Source organism: Halapricum hydrolyticum (assembly GCF_025517535.1).
Lineage (GTDB): Archaea > Halobacteriota > Halobacteria > Halobacteriales > Haloarculaceae > Halapricum > Halapricum hydrolyticum.
On sequence record NZ_JAOPKC010000023.1, the window covers coordinates 27,940 to 44,043 of the forward strand.

The 16,104-nt window shown below is 64.7% G+C and carries 12 protein-coding genes; 5 read left to right on the top strand and 7 right to left on the bottom strand.

Features of this window, described 5'->3' with window-relative positions; translation table 11 throughout:
- Window positions 1–6 precede the first annotated feature (6 nt).
- From OB916_RS14420 to OB916_RS14440, 5 genes are all read right to left on the bottom strand, one after another.
- A complete protein-coding gene (locus tag OB916_RS14420) occupies window positions 7–198 on the bottom strand; it encodes a 30S ribosomal protein S17e (protein ID WP_315909998.1) in 192 nt (63 codons plus the stop codon).
- A gap of 90 nt (window positions 199–288) precedes the next feature.
- On the bottom strand, window positions 289–870 hold the full coding sequence (locus tag OB916_RS14425; protein WP_315909999.1) for a DUF447 domain-containing protein: 582 nt from the start codon (window positions 868–870) through the stop codon (window positions 289–291).
- Complete coding sequence (locus OB916_RS14430; RefSeq protein ID WP_315910000.1) at window positions 867–1,706, bottom strand: triphosphoribosyl-dephospho-CoA synthase; 840 nt, start codon at window positions 1,704–1,706, stop codon at window positions 867–869. Before OB916_RS14430 ends, OB916_RS14425 begins: the two co-directional genes overlap by 4 nt.
- On the bottom strand, window positions 1,703–2,710 hold the full coding sequence (cofD, locus tag OB916_RS14435; RefSeq protein WP_315910001.1) for a 2-phospho-L-lactate transferase: 1,008 nt from the start codon (window positions 2,708–2,710) through the stop codon (window positions 1,703–1,705). The genes OB916_RS14430 and cofD overlap by 4 nt, the downstream gene beginning before the upstream one ends.
- A 78-nt stretch (window positions 2,711–2,788) precedes the next feature.
- The gene (locus OB916_RS14440; protein WP_315910002.1) at window positions 2,789–3,277 is read right to left on the bottom strand and encodes a 50S ribosomal protein L11; all 489 of its coding nucleotides are present in this window, start codon (window positions 3,275–3,277) and stop codon (window positions 2,789–2,791) included.
- A 154-nt stretch (window positions 3,278–3,431) separates the two neighbouring features.
- Here OB916_RS14440 and OB916_RS14445 point away from each other — a divergent pair, with 154 nt between their 5' ends.
- From OB916_RS14445 to pfkB, 5 genes are all read left to right on the top strand, one after another.
- The gene (locus OB916_RS14445; RefSeq protein WP_315910003.1) at window positions 3,432–4,544 is read left to right on the top strand and encodes an OBG GTPase family GTP-binding protein; all 1,113 of its coding nucleotides are present in this window, start codon (window positions 3,432–3,434) and stop codon (window positions 4,542–4,544) included.
- On the top strand, window positions 4,544–4,990 hold the full coding sequence (locus OB916_RS14450; protein ID WP_315910004.1) for a TIGR04206 family protein: 447 nt from the start codon (window positions 4,544–4,546) through the stop codon (window positions 4,988–4,990). The genes OB916_RS14445 and OB916_RS14450 overlap by 1 nt, the downstream gene beginning before the upstream one ends.
- Before the next feature lie 64 nt (window positions 4,991–5,054).
- Window positions 5,055–6,479, top strand: coding sequence for an FAD-binding oxidoreductase (locus OB916_RS14455; RefSeq protein WP_315910005.1), 1,425 nt, complete (start codon window positions 5,055–5,057; stop codon window positions 6,477–6,479).
- A gap of 62 nt (window positions 6,480–6,541) precedes the next feature.
- Window positions 6,542–7,303 carry a VOC family protein gene (locus OB916_RS14460; protein WP_315910006.1) on the top strand — a complete coding sequence of 254 codons (762 nt, stop codon included), beginning with the start codon at window positions 6,542–6,544 and terminating at the stop codon, window positions 7,301–7,303.
- Between the two features lie 440 nt (window positions 7,304–7,743).
- Window positions 7,744–8,709 carry a 1-phosphofructokinase gene (gene pfkB / locus OB916_RS14465; protein WP_315910007.1) on the top strand — a complete coding sequence of 322 codons (966 nt, stop codon included), beginning with the start codon at window positions 7,744–7,746 and terminating at the stop codon, window positions 8,707–8,709.
- Between the two features lie 53 nt (window positions 8,710–8,762).
- On the opposite strand, the gene OB916_RS14470 is transcribed toward pfkB, so the two are convergent.
- Entirely contained in the window at window positions 8,763–13,196 is a 4,434-nt protein-coding gene (locus OB916_RS14470) for an ATP-dependent helicase (protein ID WP_315910008.1), read from the bottom strand.
- Window positions 13,197–13,261: 65 nt separating this feature from the next.
- Window positions 13,262–15,895: a leucine--tRNA ligase gene (leuS, locus tag OB916_RS14475; protein ID WP_315910009.1), complete on the bottom strand. Its 2,634-nt coding sequence runs from the start codon at window positions 15,893–15,895 to the stop codon at window positions 13,262–13,264.
- Between the last annotated feature and the right edge of the window lie 209 nt (window positions 15,896–16,104).

The window sequence follows — 16,104 nt, forward strand, 5'->3', positions numbered from 1 at the left end:
CGGAGATCAGGCCTCGACGGGCCGGTTCTGTTTTCGCGTGACGTAGCCAGCAATCCGGTTGCGAACGCCCTTCGACTCGATGTTGGTCAGTTCCGAAACGACCTCTTTGTTGTGCTCGAAGTCCGAGCCGAAGGCGTCGGGATACTTCTCCATCAGGATCGTTGCCGTCTTCTTGACGTAGGCCGGTTTGATCGCCATGTGGGCCCACGTAGCCGGACAGTGCTCAAAAAGGATTCGAAGCGACACTGGTCTGACGAGGACTACCACTCCGACACGAGAAAGACGGCGTCACCAGTCGGCATTCGCGCGGACGATCTCGAACGCCTCGTGCTCGTGTTCGCCACCGCAGGTCTCGACGACGCCCTCGAAATAGTCGAGTCGCTCCCGGAGCCGACCCTGGTCGTAAGTCTCGACGCCGAGTCGGGACGCTGCGACCGTCGCCTCGATGACGGCGTAATACCCGCGATTGGTCGTCCGGACGCCCTGGCGCACGACCTGGCTCTCGACCGGGTGGAGTTCCCAGTCGACCCACTCCGTGCCGCCCTCGGTCCCGCTTGCGCGCCGTTCGGGTTCGATCTCGACCCAGGCATCGGTGCTGTCGAGGATCGGATCGCTCTCTTCGCGGATCGTCAGCGCCGCTTCGGCGAAGGCAACCGGATCGGGCGCGAACTGGACGTACCCCCGGCCGCGCGCCTCGAAGTTCCGGCGAGTGCGCGTCCGCCCCCAGGTTCGAGCCGTCACCGGATCGCCCGCGTGCAGCCCCAGTGCGGCGACGTTCCAGCGGCCGTTCGGCCCGCGCGTCGTGACGACCGATTCCGTGACGCCGCGGAGTTCGACCGCCCACTGCGCCCCGTCGTGGTCGTCGCTCATACGTCCAGCCCCCGCTCAAGTGCGACGAACAGCCCCGCCGCGACGATATCGGCCGTCGTTCCGGGATTGATCTCTCGATCGATCAGGTCCTCGGCCAGCGCGTCGGCGTCCCCGTCGCCCTCGAGGACGGCCCGTGCGCGGGCGCTGACGCGCTCGGCCGTCGTCTCGTCGTGATTGATCGCAACGAACGTGTCGGGTTCGTCGGACAGCAGTTCGAGAAAAACCTGCGCCGCGCGATCCGGGACCGGCCCCTCCAGGTCCCCTAGCCGCTCGGCGGCGTGGAAACTCCGCGGGAACCCTTCGACCCATTCGCGGGCGACGCCGTCGCGGTCGGCCGACCGTTCCATCACGGCGTCGAGCGCCAGTCCGCGCGCGTGCAACGCCGGCACGGCGTCGCTGCCCCGCCGGACGTCGAGATCGTCAAGGTCCGCGGGCGGGTCGTCGACGGAAACGTCGACGTGCTCGAACGCCCGGTAGAAGCCCGCCGCGTCGGTGACAGTCGTCGATTCGGCGACCTCGCGTGCACCCGACGGCGAGAGATCGTCGCGCGCTGCCGCGCGCACAAGTGGCACGAGAAGCAACAGCGCGCCGAACTGCGTGTTCCCCCCACGCTGGTCGCTCATTCCCTCGACGGCTCGCTCGAAGGCTTCGCCGATCGGGGGGCCGTCGGGATCGGCCGCAAGTTCGAGCCCCGCCCGTGCGCCGACCGCGCCGGCGAGGAAGTGCTCGAACCGGAGGTCGTCGTACTCCCGCTCGCGGTCGACGTTGCCGGGCTTTGGCGTCCCGGCGACTTCGAGCAGCAGCGCCAGTTCGGCGTTGTCGACGATCGATCTCACGACGACACCTCCACTCCGAGCTCCGAGAGCGCCCGTTCGACCGTCCGGGCGACCCGCTCGGCGTCGGCTTCAGTGTCCATCGCGGTATCGGTGCGGGCGACCGGCCGATCGAGGTCGGTCCCGTCGTCGCTGTCGAGGACGAACGCGTCCGCGAAGGGATAGGCGTCGGCCATCCCCGCCGTCGAGGGATCGCGACCGGTGGCGGCCATCAGCTTCGCGGCCGGGCCGGAGAACACCCGGTCTTCAACGAACGGCGAGACGGCCACGACCGGCGTCGACTCGAGCGCGTCGCGGAACCCGTCCATCGCGAGCATGGGGCCGATGCTCGTGACGGGGTTCGAGGGGCCGATCACGACCGGCGCGTCGAGCGCCTCCAGCACGGCGTCGGTCGGAGCGGCTGTCTCGGCCCCGCGGAACTCGACGGTCTCGACCGGCGGCTCCCCGCCACGGCCGACCCACCACTCCTGGAAGTGCTGGACGCCCGCCGGCGTGTGAACGAGGGTGGCCACGGGGTCGTCGCTCATCGGCAGGATCGACCGTTCGACGCCCAGCGCCTGGGCCAGGACGGCCGTCGCCTCGGTGAGCGTGTGCCCTTCGTCGAGCAACCCCGTCCGCGTGAGGTGGATCGACCGGTCCTGATCGCCGATGTGCATGAACTCGGCGACCGCCGAGAAGCGCCGCCAGCGCGCGATCTCGCGGCCGGCGATCTGGCGCTCGTCGGGGAGATACCGCGGGCCAGCGTCGAGGCCAGCAGCGTCGGCGAGTGCGTGGAGTTTGTCGTGGGTTTCGGCCGTGTCGCCGTCGATCCCCCACCACGTCTCCCGATCGAGCTCGTCGCCTTCCAGGAACAGTACCGTATCCACGTCCGGGCAGACGAGGTGGCCCCCGAGTTCGATGTCGTCACCGGTGTTCGCGACGACGGTCGTCTCCCGGGGATCGAAGACAGCGTCAGCCCCCGCGAGCAACTTGGGCGTGCCCGTCCCGCCCGAGAGAAACGTCACCATGTCCGATGTCAGGTGAGGCGGGCGAGAAAGGCTTTCGCCTCGAAAGACTCGCCTTTCGTGCGTTTGCCTCGACGCCGCTTATGCGGCGGTTTCTTCGGCAAACACGTCGTCGTACTCGCCGTCGTCGATCCGCTCTTTGAACTCGCGCGGATTGTTGCCCTCGATGGTGACACCCAGCGAGGTGCACGTGCCGACGATCTCCTTGGCCGCGGCCTTGAGATCATAGGAGAGCAGGTCGGGATGTTTCTGCTCGGCGATCTGCTTGATCTGATCCACGGAAAGATCGGCGACGAACTCCTCCTGGGGCTCGCCGCTGCCGGTCTCGAAGCCGGCCTCGTCCTTGATGAGTTCGGCCGTCGGCGGGACCCCGACTTCGATCTCGAAGGAACCGTCGTCTTCGTATTCGACGGTGACGGGGACCTCGGTGCCGTCGAAGGCTTCGGTCTGGTCGTTGATCTCCTGGACGACTGCCTGCACGTCTACCGGGGTCGGTCCGAGCTCGGGACCGAGGGGCGGACCAGGATCGGCCTGGCCACCCGGAACGAGAACTTCGATTGTGCCTGCCATATGCGAGAATCCGTCGGCGCGGGTTTAAGAATTGCTTTTCCGTGTCCCGCGTGCGAGGGCTGCCCACGGCGATCGTGTCGGTATCGATCCGGCCCGCCGACGTGGCGACCGCGGACGGAAGCCCTTTTGAGCGACGGTGGCGGACTACCCGGTAATGGGGCTCGAAGAGGAGATCGAAGAACTCGAGCAGGAGATCGCCGACACGCCCTACAACAAGGCGACCGAGGAGCACATCGGCCGTCTGAAGGCCAAGCTCGCCGAAAAGAAAGACAAACTCGAGACCCAGCAGTCGGGGTCGGGCGGCGGCCCCGGGTACGCCGTCGAGAAACACGGCGACGCGACCGTCGCGCTGGTCGGCTTTCCGAGCGTCGGCAAGTCCACGCTGATCAACGCGATGACCAACGCCGACAGCGAGGTCGGCGAGTACGAGTTCACCACGCTGAACGTCAACCCCGGCATGCTCCAGTACAAGGGCGCGAACATCCAGATGCTGGACGTGCCCGGACTGATCGAAGGGGCCGCGGGCGGCCGCGGCGGCGGGAAAGAAGTGCTGTCGGTCGTCCGGACGGCTGACCTGATCGTGTTCGTCCTCTCGGTGTTCGAGATCGACCAGTACGAGCGTCTCAGCGAGGAACTTTACCGGAACAAGGTCCGTCTGGACGCCGAACCTCCGAACGTCTCGGTCCGCAAGAAGCACAAGGACGGGATCACGGTCAACGCCTCGGTCGATCTGGATCTCGACGAGCAGACGATCAAGAGCGTCCTGCGCGAGCACGGCTACGTCAACGCCGACGTCACCATCGGCGAGCAGGTCGACATCGACCGTCTCATCGACGGGATCATGGACAACCGCGAGTACCTGCCCTCGATCGTGACCGTCAACAAGGCCGACCTCATCGAGCCCGACTACAAGGAGACAGTCGACGAGAACCTCCGCGAACACGGGATCGATCCCGAGGAGGCGGTCTTCATCAGCGCCGTCGAGGAAAAGGGGCTGGACGCGCTGAAAGAGCGGATCTACGACGAACTCGGACTCGTCCGGATCTACATGGACAAGCCCGGCCGCGGCGTCGACTACGAGGACCCGCTCATACTGTTCGAGGGCGACACCGTCGGCGACGCCTGCAAGAAGATCGGCGGCCGCTTCGACGAGCGGTTCCGGTTCGCCCGCGTGTCCGGTCCCAGCGCCAAACACGACGACCAGCAGGTCGGCCGCGACCACGAACTGGCCGACGAAGACGTCCTTCGGATCGTCGTGAACCGGTGATGACTGACCCGCGTCGCCGGTTGCTACTGGTTGCACTCGTCGGCGCGATCCCCTGGACAGTGGTGACGACCGGCGGTGTGACGACGCTGTTCTTCCCGTTCGGCTTTCTCGGCGTGGGCGAGCCCTGGCGCGTCGTGACGATCTACGAGTACCTGTTCGTGTACACGCGGGGACTTCCCCAGTACGTCTATGCCTGGCCGCTCGGCGTCGTCCTGTACGGTCTGGCGCTGGTCTCGGCGGCGCTCGGACTGGCGGATCTGGAAGACCGCCGATTGACGGCGGGACTGCTGGTGCTGGTCGGGCTGACGCAGTTGCAGTTCGCGCTCGGCTGGGGCGGCCGTCCCGCGTATCTCGCGATTCCGGTCGTGCCGATCACGACGACCGTGCTGGTCTGGTGGGTGTACTGGCCGGATCTGAAAGGCGTATTTTTCGAGGTGCGGGTCTGACGCTGCACCGGAACTTTCTGCTCGTTCCCTGACCACTATATCGCTTTTATGTTCAGTGATGATCATGAGTGGTGATGCATCACCGAACGGATCGATCAATGAGAGACCAGCTGCAGACGCCGAAACGTTCGACGAGCGACTCGGCGGCGACCTGATCCTCCCGGACCACGAAGCGTACGAGGACGCCCGCAACGTGTGGAACGGGCTCGTGGACAGGCATCCGGCAGTCATCGTCCGGGTCCGGCACGCCGATGACGTGGCGGCCAGCCTCGAGTTCGCAGCCAAGCACGGCCTCGAACTATCGATTCGAGGGAACGCCCACCACCAGACCGGGAGTGCCCTCGTAGAGGACGGACTCGTCGTCGACCTTGCGGACCTCACCGCCGTGGACGTCGACAGCGACGCGCGGCGCGCCACCGTCGGTGCCGGCGCGACTGCCGGGGCGGCTCTCGAACGGACGCTCGAACACGGGCTCGCGTTCCCTACGGGGAGCGCGTCCGTGGTCGGGATATCCGGATCGACGCTCGCTGGCGGACTCGGCTGGATGCGGCGCAAGCACGGGGCCGGTTTCGACGCCCTCCGGGAAGTCGAACTCGTCACTGCCGACGGAACGGTTCGTACTGTCAGCCCCGACAGCGACCCGGACCTGTTCTGGGCAATCTGCGGCGCGGGCGCGAACTTCGGCGTCGTCACTGAACTCACGTTCGAGCTGTACGAGACGTCACCGGTCGTCCCGGCACTCGGCGTCTTCTATCCACTCGACGATGCCGAAGCAGTGCTCGAGGGCTTCCGCGAGTTGACGACCACGGCTCCAGACGCTCTCAGCACCATGTTGCTGAACACGCACGTCCCGCCGTTGCCGGACGTCCCGGAGGACCTGCAGGGGAAGCCGTCGATCGCGATCATGGGAGCGTATCTCGGCGATTCCGACGACGCCCCGCAGGTGCTCGAGCCGTACCGGTCTCTCGGGGATCCTATCCTGGACATGTCCGGGGAGATGCCCTACATGGCGTTGCACGAGCTCGGCGCGGAGATGTTCCCCGACGGGCACCTGTACAGTCAGCGGTCGGTCTTCCTCGACGAGTTGACCGACGAACACCTCGAACTCGTCCGGACCGGAACGGACGACGCGCCGTCGCCACTCGACGGGATCGGTCTCTGGCCGATGGGGGGCGCTATCGGAGACGGCGACCACGACACGGCCGCACCCTGGACCGACAAGGAGTACCTGCTCATCATCGAGGGGCAGTGGGTCGACCCGGAGACGACCGACCAGAACCTCGAGTGGGTGCGACGACGTGAGCGTGAGGCGCGCGACATCGGCGGCGAGTACGCGTATCCGGGCTACGTCGGTTACGAACAGCAGGATGACGAGGACTGGGCGAAGCTGGTCTACGGCGAGAGCTACGATCGACTCGCCGAACTGAAGACGAGATACGATCCGGACAATCGGTTCCGGACGAACATCAACGTCGTCCCCAGAACGTGAGAGCAAAAGACAGCGTCACCGCTTTCAGAACGCTTTTCGACACTGCAGCCTACCGTTCGTACATGGACGGTATTCTCGACCACACGATGGTCCGCGTCGAAGATCTCGAAGAATCGATCGACTGGTACACCGAGCATCTCGACTGGGAGCTGAAGCGAAAGAGCGAGCACTCGTCCTTTACGCTCGCCTTTCTCGGGCCCGAAGACATGCACGAGGACGGCGCAGTGCTGGAGTTGACCTACAACCACGACGGCCGCAGCTACGAGTTCGGCGACGCCTGGGGCCACATCGCGGTGCGCGTCGAGGATGTCTACGACGCCTACGAGCAATTGATGGACGAGGGCGTCGAGGACTACCGCGATCCCGACTCCTGTGGCGGCCAGTACGCCTTCGTCAAGGACCCGGACGGCCACGAGATCGAGATCGTCGAGCGCGACTACGGCGCGAAGTGGTCGATCGATCACACGATGATCCGCGTCGAGGACGTCGACGAGTCCATCGGCTGGTACACCCGCAAGCTGGACTACGAGATGTTCCGCCGTAGCGAGCACGACAGCTTCTCGCTGTACTTCCTCAAACCCGAGGGCGCACCCGACGAGGCGATGTCGATGGAGTTGACCTACAACCACGACGGCCGCAGCTACGAGTTCGGCGACGCCTGGGGCCACGTGGCCGTGCGCGCGGACGAGTCCGACCTGGAGAGGTACTGGGAGATGCTAATGAGCCGCCACGCCGAGGACTACCGCGATCCGGAGTCCTGTGATTACAACTACGCGTTCACCAAGGACCCCGACGGCCACGAGATTGAGGTCGTCCGACGGTAGCGAGACTCCGAGCGACGCGAGGAGTCTCGGAAAGCCGAGCGGCGAGGGACGACCCGTGAGGGAGCGAGACTCCGAGCGACCCGAGGTGTCTCGGCCAGTCGAGCGGCGAGGGACGACCCGTGAGGGAGCGAGACTCCGAGCGACCCGAGGTGTCTCGGCCAGTCGAGCGGGGAACGGAGTGACCCGCGAGACAGTGCGAGCATACAGCGACCAGTGGGGACCGCTTCCCCGGACCGAACGCAGTGAGGATCCGGCTTTTTCTCACGGGAAGACGGTCCTGCTCGCTCGCCGCACTCGCTGTGCGGGCTGCGACTTCCCTGCTCTCGCTCGCTTCGCTCGCGAGAACCAAGTGTTTGCCGCGAGCGGTGCGCGAAGCGCGAGCGGGAAGGAGTGGACGCGAGGAGGCGACAATTAAGTCCCCGCGACGAGACGATACGGATATGATACTCACACTGACGCCGAATCCGGCGGTCGACCAGACGATCGAGATGGATGAACCGCTGGAGCCAGACACGGTCCAGACGTCAGTCGGTGCGAAGTTCGACGCGGGTGGCAACGGCATCAACGTCTCGCAGTTCGTCCGCGCGCTCGGTGGCGAGACGACCGCGACGGGGATCACCGGCGGCTTCACCGGCTACTTCCTCGAACAGAACCTGGCGGAGTTCGACATCCCGACTGACTTCTGCACGATCGAGTCTGCACCCACACGGATCAGCACGACGATTCTCGCGCCTGCACGCGAAAAGTTCCAGACGTCTCGGATGGTCGAAGAAGAAGAGCAGGCCCGATCCGAGTACCGGCTGCTACAGACCGGACCGGAAGTGACCGATCATATCGTCGATCTGCTGATCGAGACGGTCAAGAGACACGACCCGCAGATACTCAATATCGGTGGCAGCCTGCCGCCGGGCATGGACGCCGCTGACGTCGATCGCATCGCGGCCGCCGGCGACTGGAAAACAGCCGTCGACATCCACGGCGACGTATTGCCCGACCTCGAAGAGACCTACGAGTACTGCCGTCCGAACCGCACAGAGCTGGAAGCGGCGACCGGCATCACTATCGAGAACATCACCGACTGCGAACAGGCGGCACTACAGCTCCACGAGATGGGCTTCGAGCGCGTCATCGCCTCGATGGGAGAAGAGGGTGCGGTGATGGTCACGCCCGAGCAGACGCTGTACTCCTCGGCCGTCGAGGTCGAAGTGGTCGATACCGTCGGTGCCGGCGACGCGATGTTCGCGACGATTCTGTGGGCCTACGAGCAAGGCTGGGACGACGAAAAGGCCCTGCGAGCGGGCGTCGCCGCCGCCTGGAAGCTCGTCACTGTCACCGGTTCGAGCGTCCGGAACCTCAATCCTCAGGACCGGATGGACGAAGTCCGCGTCTGGGAACTCGACGGTTAGCTCTCCGTCCCGGACTCGGGCGGGTGCTCGTTCGCGTGCGGGCCTGACTGCGATCACTCGATAGTTGCGCTATCGACGGGCTCGTCGTCGATCGCTTCGAGCACGCGCTGGTGGAACTCCTGCAGCACTGCGGACTCGTCCTCGGCGAGGACGACGTCGCTGGCCGACAGTGTCGCCAGCCCGAACGCCCGCGGCGTCGGCGAGTCCATCCTGGTTGCGTGCACCGTAACGTCGCCGGACTGGATCGAGTCGAGCACGTTCTCGATCGCATCGACGTTGAGTTTGTCCTCGAGGATCTCACGGTAGGTCTCCTCGATGACGGCGAACTCCTCGAGGTCGGCCGCAAAGTCCAGCAGCATGTCGGCGTTGAACTGCTGTTCGCTGGCCGACTTCTCGTAGCCCTTGTAGCGTTTGAGGATCATCAGCGCCCGCGTAGCGTTGATCCGGAAGTACCGCTCCAGCAGGTCCGTGCCCGCCAGACTCGCCCGCAGATCCTCCCGGACCGTTTCGGGATCGAGGTCGCCCACGAGTCCTTCGACGTCGACCTTCCGGTTGAGTGGCATCGAGAGCGTGAACCCGTTGTCCGCGACCGCGACCTGGACGTTGGCCGTCGCCTGCCGGGCGACGTGATGGGCCAGCAGCCGCGAGAACCCGTCGTTGAACCGCCGGCCGTAGGTCGAGTGGACGTGATACCGGCGCTCGTACTCCCCGCGATCGCGCACCTCCTCGATGACCAGGCGATCGTCGGTCGCGACGCTCTCGGGGCCGGCGTATCGGACCTGTTCGTCGAACAGTCGCGTGATCGCCCGCACGCTGTGCTCGTCGATGGGGAACTCCCGAAGCCACGTTCGGACCCGCGGCCGACCGCCGTCGGTCAGCCGGTCGAGCAGTTCCCGCTGGAAGGCGAGGATCTCCCGGCCGAGGTCGTAGCTCATCGGCAATCGCTCGGAGAACCACGAGGGGACGGTCGGCCTGGCTGCGGTCCGGTCGACGTAGACCTTCGAGCCGCGGCGGTACCGGAACTCGAAGTGCTCGCCACCGAGGACGAACACGTCGCCGGTCTCGAGGTTGTCCAGGTACGCCTCGTCGAGCTGGCCGACCCACTCCTCGCCGGACCGGGTGAACACGTCGCAGGTGAAACTGTCCGGGATCGTTCCGATGTTCGTCATGTAGATGACCCGGGCCATCCGGCCGCGCTTGCCGATCAGCCCCTCGCCAACGTCAAAGGCCTCGTAGTGGTGCTCGCCCTCGGGTGGATCGTTGGTGTCGCGCCAGATCTTCGCGTAGACGTTCTTCTCCTCCAGACCGGGATAATCGGCCGTGAGATACCGCATGAGCGATTCCCACTGCTCGTCGGTGTAGTTCCGGTAGGGGTAGGCTCGCGTGAGTATCTCGCGGATCTCCGCCTCCGGTCTGGGTCCGTTGATCGCCATCCCGTAGACGTGCTGGACGGCGACGTCCTGGGCGTTCTCGGGGACGAACACGCGATCGACGAACCCCGCTTCGGCCTTCTGGAGCATGACCGCACACTCGATCAACTCGTCGCGATCGAGCGCGATGACGCGACCGGTGACGGTCTCGCCGAGCTGGTGGCCCGCCCGGCCGACGCGCTGGAGCAGCGCGGCCACGGATTTGGGCGAGCCGACCTGTACCACGAGGTCGACGTGTGGCATGTCGATCCCGAGTTCGAGACTGGTCGAGGTCGTCACCACGTCGATTTCGCCCGCTTTGAGTTGTCGTTCGATCGCCTCGCGTTTGGCCCTCGAGAGGCTGCCGTGGTGGGCGCCGGAGTTATCCTCGTCGTAGGCCTCGAAGTTCGCCCGCAGGTTGTGCAAGACCCGCTCGGCACCCGATCGCGTGTTGGTGAAGACGATCGTGTTCGTGTGCTCCTGGATGAGGTCGTGTAACTGCTCGTAGAAGCGATCGGTCACTACCGCCGGGGGCGTGTCGATCAGATCGTCGGTCGGGCAGGAGAGCTCGATGTCGAACTCCCGGGCGAAGCGGGCGTCGACGATTTCACAGTCGCGTGGCTCGCCGTCAGTCCCTTCTCCGACCAGAAACTCTGCCATCGTCTCCAGGGGTTCGACGGTCGCCGAACAGCCGATCCGCGTCGGCGAACCCTCGGCCATCGCCTCGAGTCGCTCCAGTGAGACCGCGAGGTGCGTCCCGCGCTTGTTGGCCGCGAGGCTGTGAATCTCGTCGACGATGACGTACTCGACGGTTTCGAGTTTCCGTTTGAACTTCGGAGAGTTGAGCAGTATCGCCAGCGTCTCCGGAGTGGTGTTGAGGATGTGGGGCGTCCGTTCGAGCATACGCTGGCGCTCGCTGTCGTCGGTGTCGCCGTGGCGAATCGCGTGGCGGAGCTCGACCTCCTCGCCGCGCTCGTCGAGTTTCTCGGTGACTTCCTCCAGCGGCACTTCGAGATTGCGGTGGATGTCGTTCGCCAGCGACTTGAGCGGGGAGATGTAGAGGCAGTAGACCGAGTTATCGAGGTCGTCAGCGCGGTCGCGGGCGAACAGTTCGTTGATGATGCCGGTAAACGAGGCGAGCGTGTTGTGGAGGTAGAGTCCCCCTCGTCCTCCGATAAAGTTGTGTGGGCCCGGAACATTCAGATCGATGATCGTGCCCTGATAGTCGACTGTCTCGTTGGCAGTCACTTCTAGCCACATGACGTTTCTGTCGAGAAGGCTCTCGATCCGGGCGGAGAGTTCGTTGACGTCAGGAGTATCGGGAAGTCCCGTCAGTTCTTCTCGGAGCGTGCGGAGAGCGCTTTCGGTAATATAGCCAGTCCGTCTTACGACTTCGTACACGTCGCCGAGATGCTCGTTGAACTTCCGATCGTTTTCATAAAACTTTGATAGGTTTCTGATGTCTTCGTAGTCGAACCGGTGTTTTCCGACGAGAGAGCCACTCGTCTGCCCCTTGCTGTGGGATTTGAGGCGGCTCCAGTTGTCGTGCTCTACCGTAAACACCTCTGTTAGTTTTCGTAATACCGGTTTCTGCCGGATCGTGAGTCGATAGTACTCTCTGACTGTTGGTTCGGCACTGTCGGTCGGATAGCTCTGGCGTCGACCACGAGATGAAGGGATGCCGAAGTCGAGAAGGAGGTACCCGAGTTGCTCGATCTTCCGTTCGTTGGCTTGACAGATACCCAGCTCATTTTCCCTCACGTCTGCTTCTAACGATAGAAAAGTCTCCAAGAAGGCTATCTTTACCGACCGCTCGGCGTTGAGAACCCATTTCGGGAATGGGACCTCGCGGCTCGGGCCACGATTGATATCGAAGATCTCCGAAAAAAACAGCGCAAACGGAGTGTCGCCGATGACCCAATCAATGTCGCTCTGGGGCATTGGGTCGGCCCCGAACCGTTCGCTGAGTGTGTTGAGGACCTTCTCCAGTAAATCCGTGCGCTTGCGCTGTGAAATGGTGAACTGACACCCCTTGTCATACTCAGCAAGCAACCCTTCTGCCAAGACAAACGAAGTAACGCGAGCGATTTCAGGGTCGATATACCTGGGGTATCGAAATCTCGATACCCGTCCATTGTCACTCTTGACGAGAATCTCTTTGTCGTCAAGCGGTGTCACGTGCTCGGTGAGGAGTGTGGCAATCGCGCTCGACTTGTGGTCACTCTGTCCGGTAATCACTTGATACACGGTAGACAGTCCCATCGAAAGCGACTCAGCGACATCGTTCATCGAGAGGTTCGCCATAGCCATCGCCCGTCGCAGTATCTTCTCTGAGAGGCCGTCACAGTCTTCGGCACTGTGCAACTGTGACACCGTCCGGTCCGACTCTGTCCTCGTCAGAACCATATCGTATCGCTCTCGTAGTATTTCGAGTCCAGCCTCAATATCTGTCTCGATCGGTTTTTCCGGGAGATCTATCCACCGCGGCGCGGCGATTTTGTCACCGACAGATATTTGCCCCGCTGCCTGCCACTTGACCCCGGAATCCGTCTCGACGAGTAGCGGGTGTGAGGGTGTCACCTCTACCTCACGTCCGTACACAGTTTCGATCCGGCGAAGCGCCCCAGAATACGGTTCGGAGTAGACATTGGCACCATGGGTATCAATGCTCCAGTCCCCTTTATCGAGTGTGAACGCCGAAATATCGCTGTCGTAGAGTGATCCCGCCTCATCCACGTCTGTGATTTTCTGCCCGCGACGGTCCAGTAGTTCGTCTGCAAGGGCTACCTCGGCGAAACCGTCCTCTTCGATCAGGACAGGAGTATCTGACTTAACGCATTTTCCGCTGCCCGTCGGTGCTGCGATCAGCGCGTTCTCGCCCTCATGAATGTGCGGGATTGCCCCCTTCTGTGGCGGGGTGAAGAACCCACCGTTCTCGGGCACGAACGCGCCGAACTGCTCGACCCACCACTCGCGGACGACCGGATCGAGCAACTCCAGCACGTCCCGGTCGTCGATCTCGACGGTCTCGGGATCGAAGGACACGTTCGCCTCCGCGAGCAACTGGCGACCTCCCATCGCTTACCACCACTGGGGGCTGCATCGACTTGTGGGTTTGGAGCCCGCCCTCCCTCGCACCGGTGTCAGGAGATGTGAATCGCCGGCCGTCCGGGCTCGGCTCTCCCGGCGAGTTCCGCGTCGGCGTCGGCCGCCTCGCGCACGTCGGCCGCGGCGTCGAACTCGTCTTCGAGCAGCCACGAGGCGCGTTCCAGTTCCGCCCGTTCGGTGGCTCGCGAGAGGATCGGCTCCAGCCCCTCCCGCGTGAGGGACTTCGCGTAGGACTCGGCGGCCTCGCCGTGCTCGCGGATCGACTGGTCGCCCATCACCTCCGAAACGGCCGAATCACCCGACTGCTCGCGTGCGATCTCGTAAGCGGTATACTTCCACTCCGGGGCGACGACCAGTTCGATCCGCTCCGGATCGTCGATCCCGGCTGTCTCGACGATGTCGCGCACGTCGTCTCTGACCGTCGCGACGAGCGTCCGCTCGCGGTCGTAGGCCTCGATGTCGCTTTCGACGGTCGGCCAGTCGGCGTCGACGATCAGCCCGTCGGCCTGTAGCATGTTCCAGCACTCCTCGGCCAGGTACGGCGCGACGGGGGCGAGCAGCCGAAGCAGGGTCTTCAGCCCCGTCCGGTAGGTCTCGGCGTCCGGCGTCTCGTAGGCGCGATACTGGCCGAGCAGTCGCGTGAGTCGGCGGACCTCATCGATCGCCTGGTGGATCCGGAAGCGATCGTAGTCCTCGGTCGCGGCCGCGACCGTCCGGTCGAGTTCCCGCGTGAGGTATCGCTCGGCCGGGCCGTCGCGCTCTGCCAGCTGAAGGCCGTCGGCGTACTCGTAGACCAGGCTGTAGATCCCCTGCTGGAGGTCGTAGGCCTCGCCGACGTCCTTGGCCGCCCAGTCGAAGTCCCGGTTCGGGTGGGCCGCACTCAGGACGAACAGCCGCGTCGTCTCCGCGCCGTACTCGTGGGGCGCGATCGCGTTTCCCTCCGTCTCAGACATCTTCCGCCCGCCGTGCAGCACCGTCCCCTGGTTGACGAGCCGATCGACCGGCTCCCGGCAATCGAGCAGACCGATGTCCGAGAGCGCGCGGGCGAAAAACCGGATGTACAGCAGGTGCAACACGGCGTGTTCCTTCCCGCCGACGTAGACGTCTACCGGGAGGATCTCGTCGGCGATCTCCGGGTCGAACGGCGCGTCCTCACGGTCGGGCGAGAGGAATCGCAGGAAGTACCACGAGGAGTCGACGAAGGTGTCCATCGTGTCGGTCTCGCGCTCGGCGGGCCCGCCACACTCGGGACAGATCGTCGCCTTCCAGTCGGTCGCCGCCTCCAGGGGGTTACCTCGCGTCTGGACGAACTCCGGGAGTTCGATCGGGAGGTCCTCCTCGGGGACGAGCACCGGGCCACAGTCCTCGCAGTGGACGATCGGGATCGGCGTCCCCCAGTAGCGCTGGCGGGAGATCAGCCAGTCCCGCAGACGGTACTGGGTGTCCAGCTGTGCGGCGTCGAGGTCCTCGACGATCCGCGATCGAGCCACTTCCGTCGAGAGGCCGGTGTACTCGCCGCTGTCGAGCAGTTCGCCGTCGCCGGTGGCGGCCTCGCGTTCGACGTCGCTCTCACCCTCGTCGGGTTCGACGATCTGGCGGATCGGCAGGTCCATCGCCGTCGCGAAGTCGTGATCGCGTTCGTTGTGGCCGGGGACGCCCATCACCGCGCCCGTGCCGACGTCGTCGAGCACGTACGCGGCGACGTAGACCGGGATCTCCTCGCCGGTCGCGGGATTCGTCGCCGTCCGGTCGGTCGCGACGCCGGCGACCTCGCTCTCTTCGTAGGTCTCGACGTATTCGGCGACGGTCGCGTCCTCGGTAGCCAGCTCGCGGGCGAGGTCGTGGCCGGGGCCGACCGCCAGGTAGGTCGCGCCGTGGATCGTCTCGGGTCGGGCGGTGAAGACCTCGACCGGGCCGTACTCCGCCACCTCGAAGGCGATCCGTGCGCCCTCGCGTCTGCCGATCCAGTTGCGCTGCATCTCGGTGACGCTGTCGGGCCAGCCATCGAGGTCGTCCAGCCCAGCCAGCAGTTCGTCGGCGTAGTCGGTGATCGTGAAGAACCACTGGTCGAGTTCGCGCGTCTCGACCGGCGTGTCACACCGCCAGCAGACCCCCTCGGTGCCAGGGTCGAGGTCGACGTCCGCCGGCGGATCGACGACTTGCGCGTCCGCCAGTACGGTCTCGCAGTCGGGACACCAGTTGACCTCGGCACCGCGGTAGTCGACCAGCCCCTCCTCGTAGAACTCCCGGAAGAACTGCTGGTTCCAGCGGTAGTAGTCGGGGTCGGAGGTCGTGATCTCGCGGGCCCAGTCGTAGCCAAAGCCCATCGTCTCCATCTCCTCGCGCATGCGGGCGATGCAGGAGTCAGTCCAGGACTGGGGGTCGGTCGCGCGTTCGTAGGCGGCGTTCTCGGCGGGCAGGCCGAAGGCGTCCCAGCCCATCGGGTGCAGGACGTCGTGACCCTGCATGCGCTTGAACCGGGCGTAGGCGTCCGTGATGGCGTAGTTGCGGACGTGGCCCATGTGGAGGTTGCCCGACGTGTAGGGGAACATCCCCAGGACGTACAGCGGGTCCTCCAGATCCGAAAGTTCGTAGGGGTTTTCCTGGTTCCAGCGGTACTGCCAGAACTCCTGTACGCTCTCGTGGTCGTAGGTGCGTCCTCGGTGCATTCGTATCTCCCGCGTCCGGCGCGTTATAGTTGGGTTCGGGTGAGTGGGGGAAAACACTTCGGCTGTTCGGGGTCTGGGTAGCGGCGTGGCTACTGGAGCGGGTTAATAAAAACTCAGCTTTGCACGTTGAAGTAGGAGCGTGACGTAGGCGGTAGCAAGGACAGATGATGCCGATTACGGACTTTCTGTCGTGCACGCGCGTGTTCGAC

Bases quoted from the DNA above. Each gene is read 5' to 3' on its own strand.
- OB916_RS14420 (WP_315909998.1), bottom strand. From the start codon at position 198: ATGGCGATCAAACCGGCCTACGTCAAGAAGACGGCAACGATCCTGATG.
- OB916_RS14425 (WP_315909999.1), bottom strand. From the start codon at position 870: ATGAGCGACGACCACGACGGGGCGCAGTGGGCGGTCGAACTCCGCGGC.
- cofD (WP_315910001.1), bottom strand. From the start codon at position 2,710: ATGGTGACGTTTCTCTCGGGCGGGACGGGCACGCCCAAGTTGCTCGCG.
- OB916_RS14440 (WP_315910002.1), bottom strand. From the start codon at position 3,277: ATGGCAGGCACAATCGAAGTTCTCGTTCCGGGTGGCCAGGCCGATCCT.
- OB916_RS14445 (WP_315910003.1), top strand. From the start codon at position 3,432: ATGGGGCTCGAAGAGGAGATCGAAGAACTCGAGCAGGAGATCGCCGAC.
- OB916_RS14450 (WP_315910004.1), top strand. From the start codon at position 4,544: ATGACTGACCCGCGTCGCCGGTTGCTACTGGTTGCACTCGTCGGCGCG.
- OB916_RS14455 (WP_315910005.1), top strand. From the start codon at position 5,055: ATGAGTGGTGATGCATCACCGAACGGATCGATCAATGAGAGACCAGCT.
- OB916_RS14460 (WP_315910006.1), top strand. From the start codon at position 6,542: ATGGACGGTATTCTCGACCACACGATGGTCCGCGTCGAAGATCTCGAA.
- pfkB (WP_315910007.1), top strand. From the start codon at position 7,744: ATGATACTCACACTGACGCCGAATCCGGCGGTCGACCAGACGATCGAG.
- OB916_RS14470 (WP_315910008.1), bottom strand. From the start codon at position 13,196: ATGGGAGGTCGCCAGTTGCTCGCGGAGGCGAACGTGTCCTTCGATCCC.
- leuS (WP_315910009.1), bottom strand. From the start codon at position 15,895: ATGCACCGAGGACGCACCTACGACCACGAGAGCGTACAGGAGTTCTGG.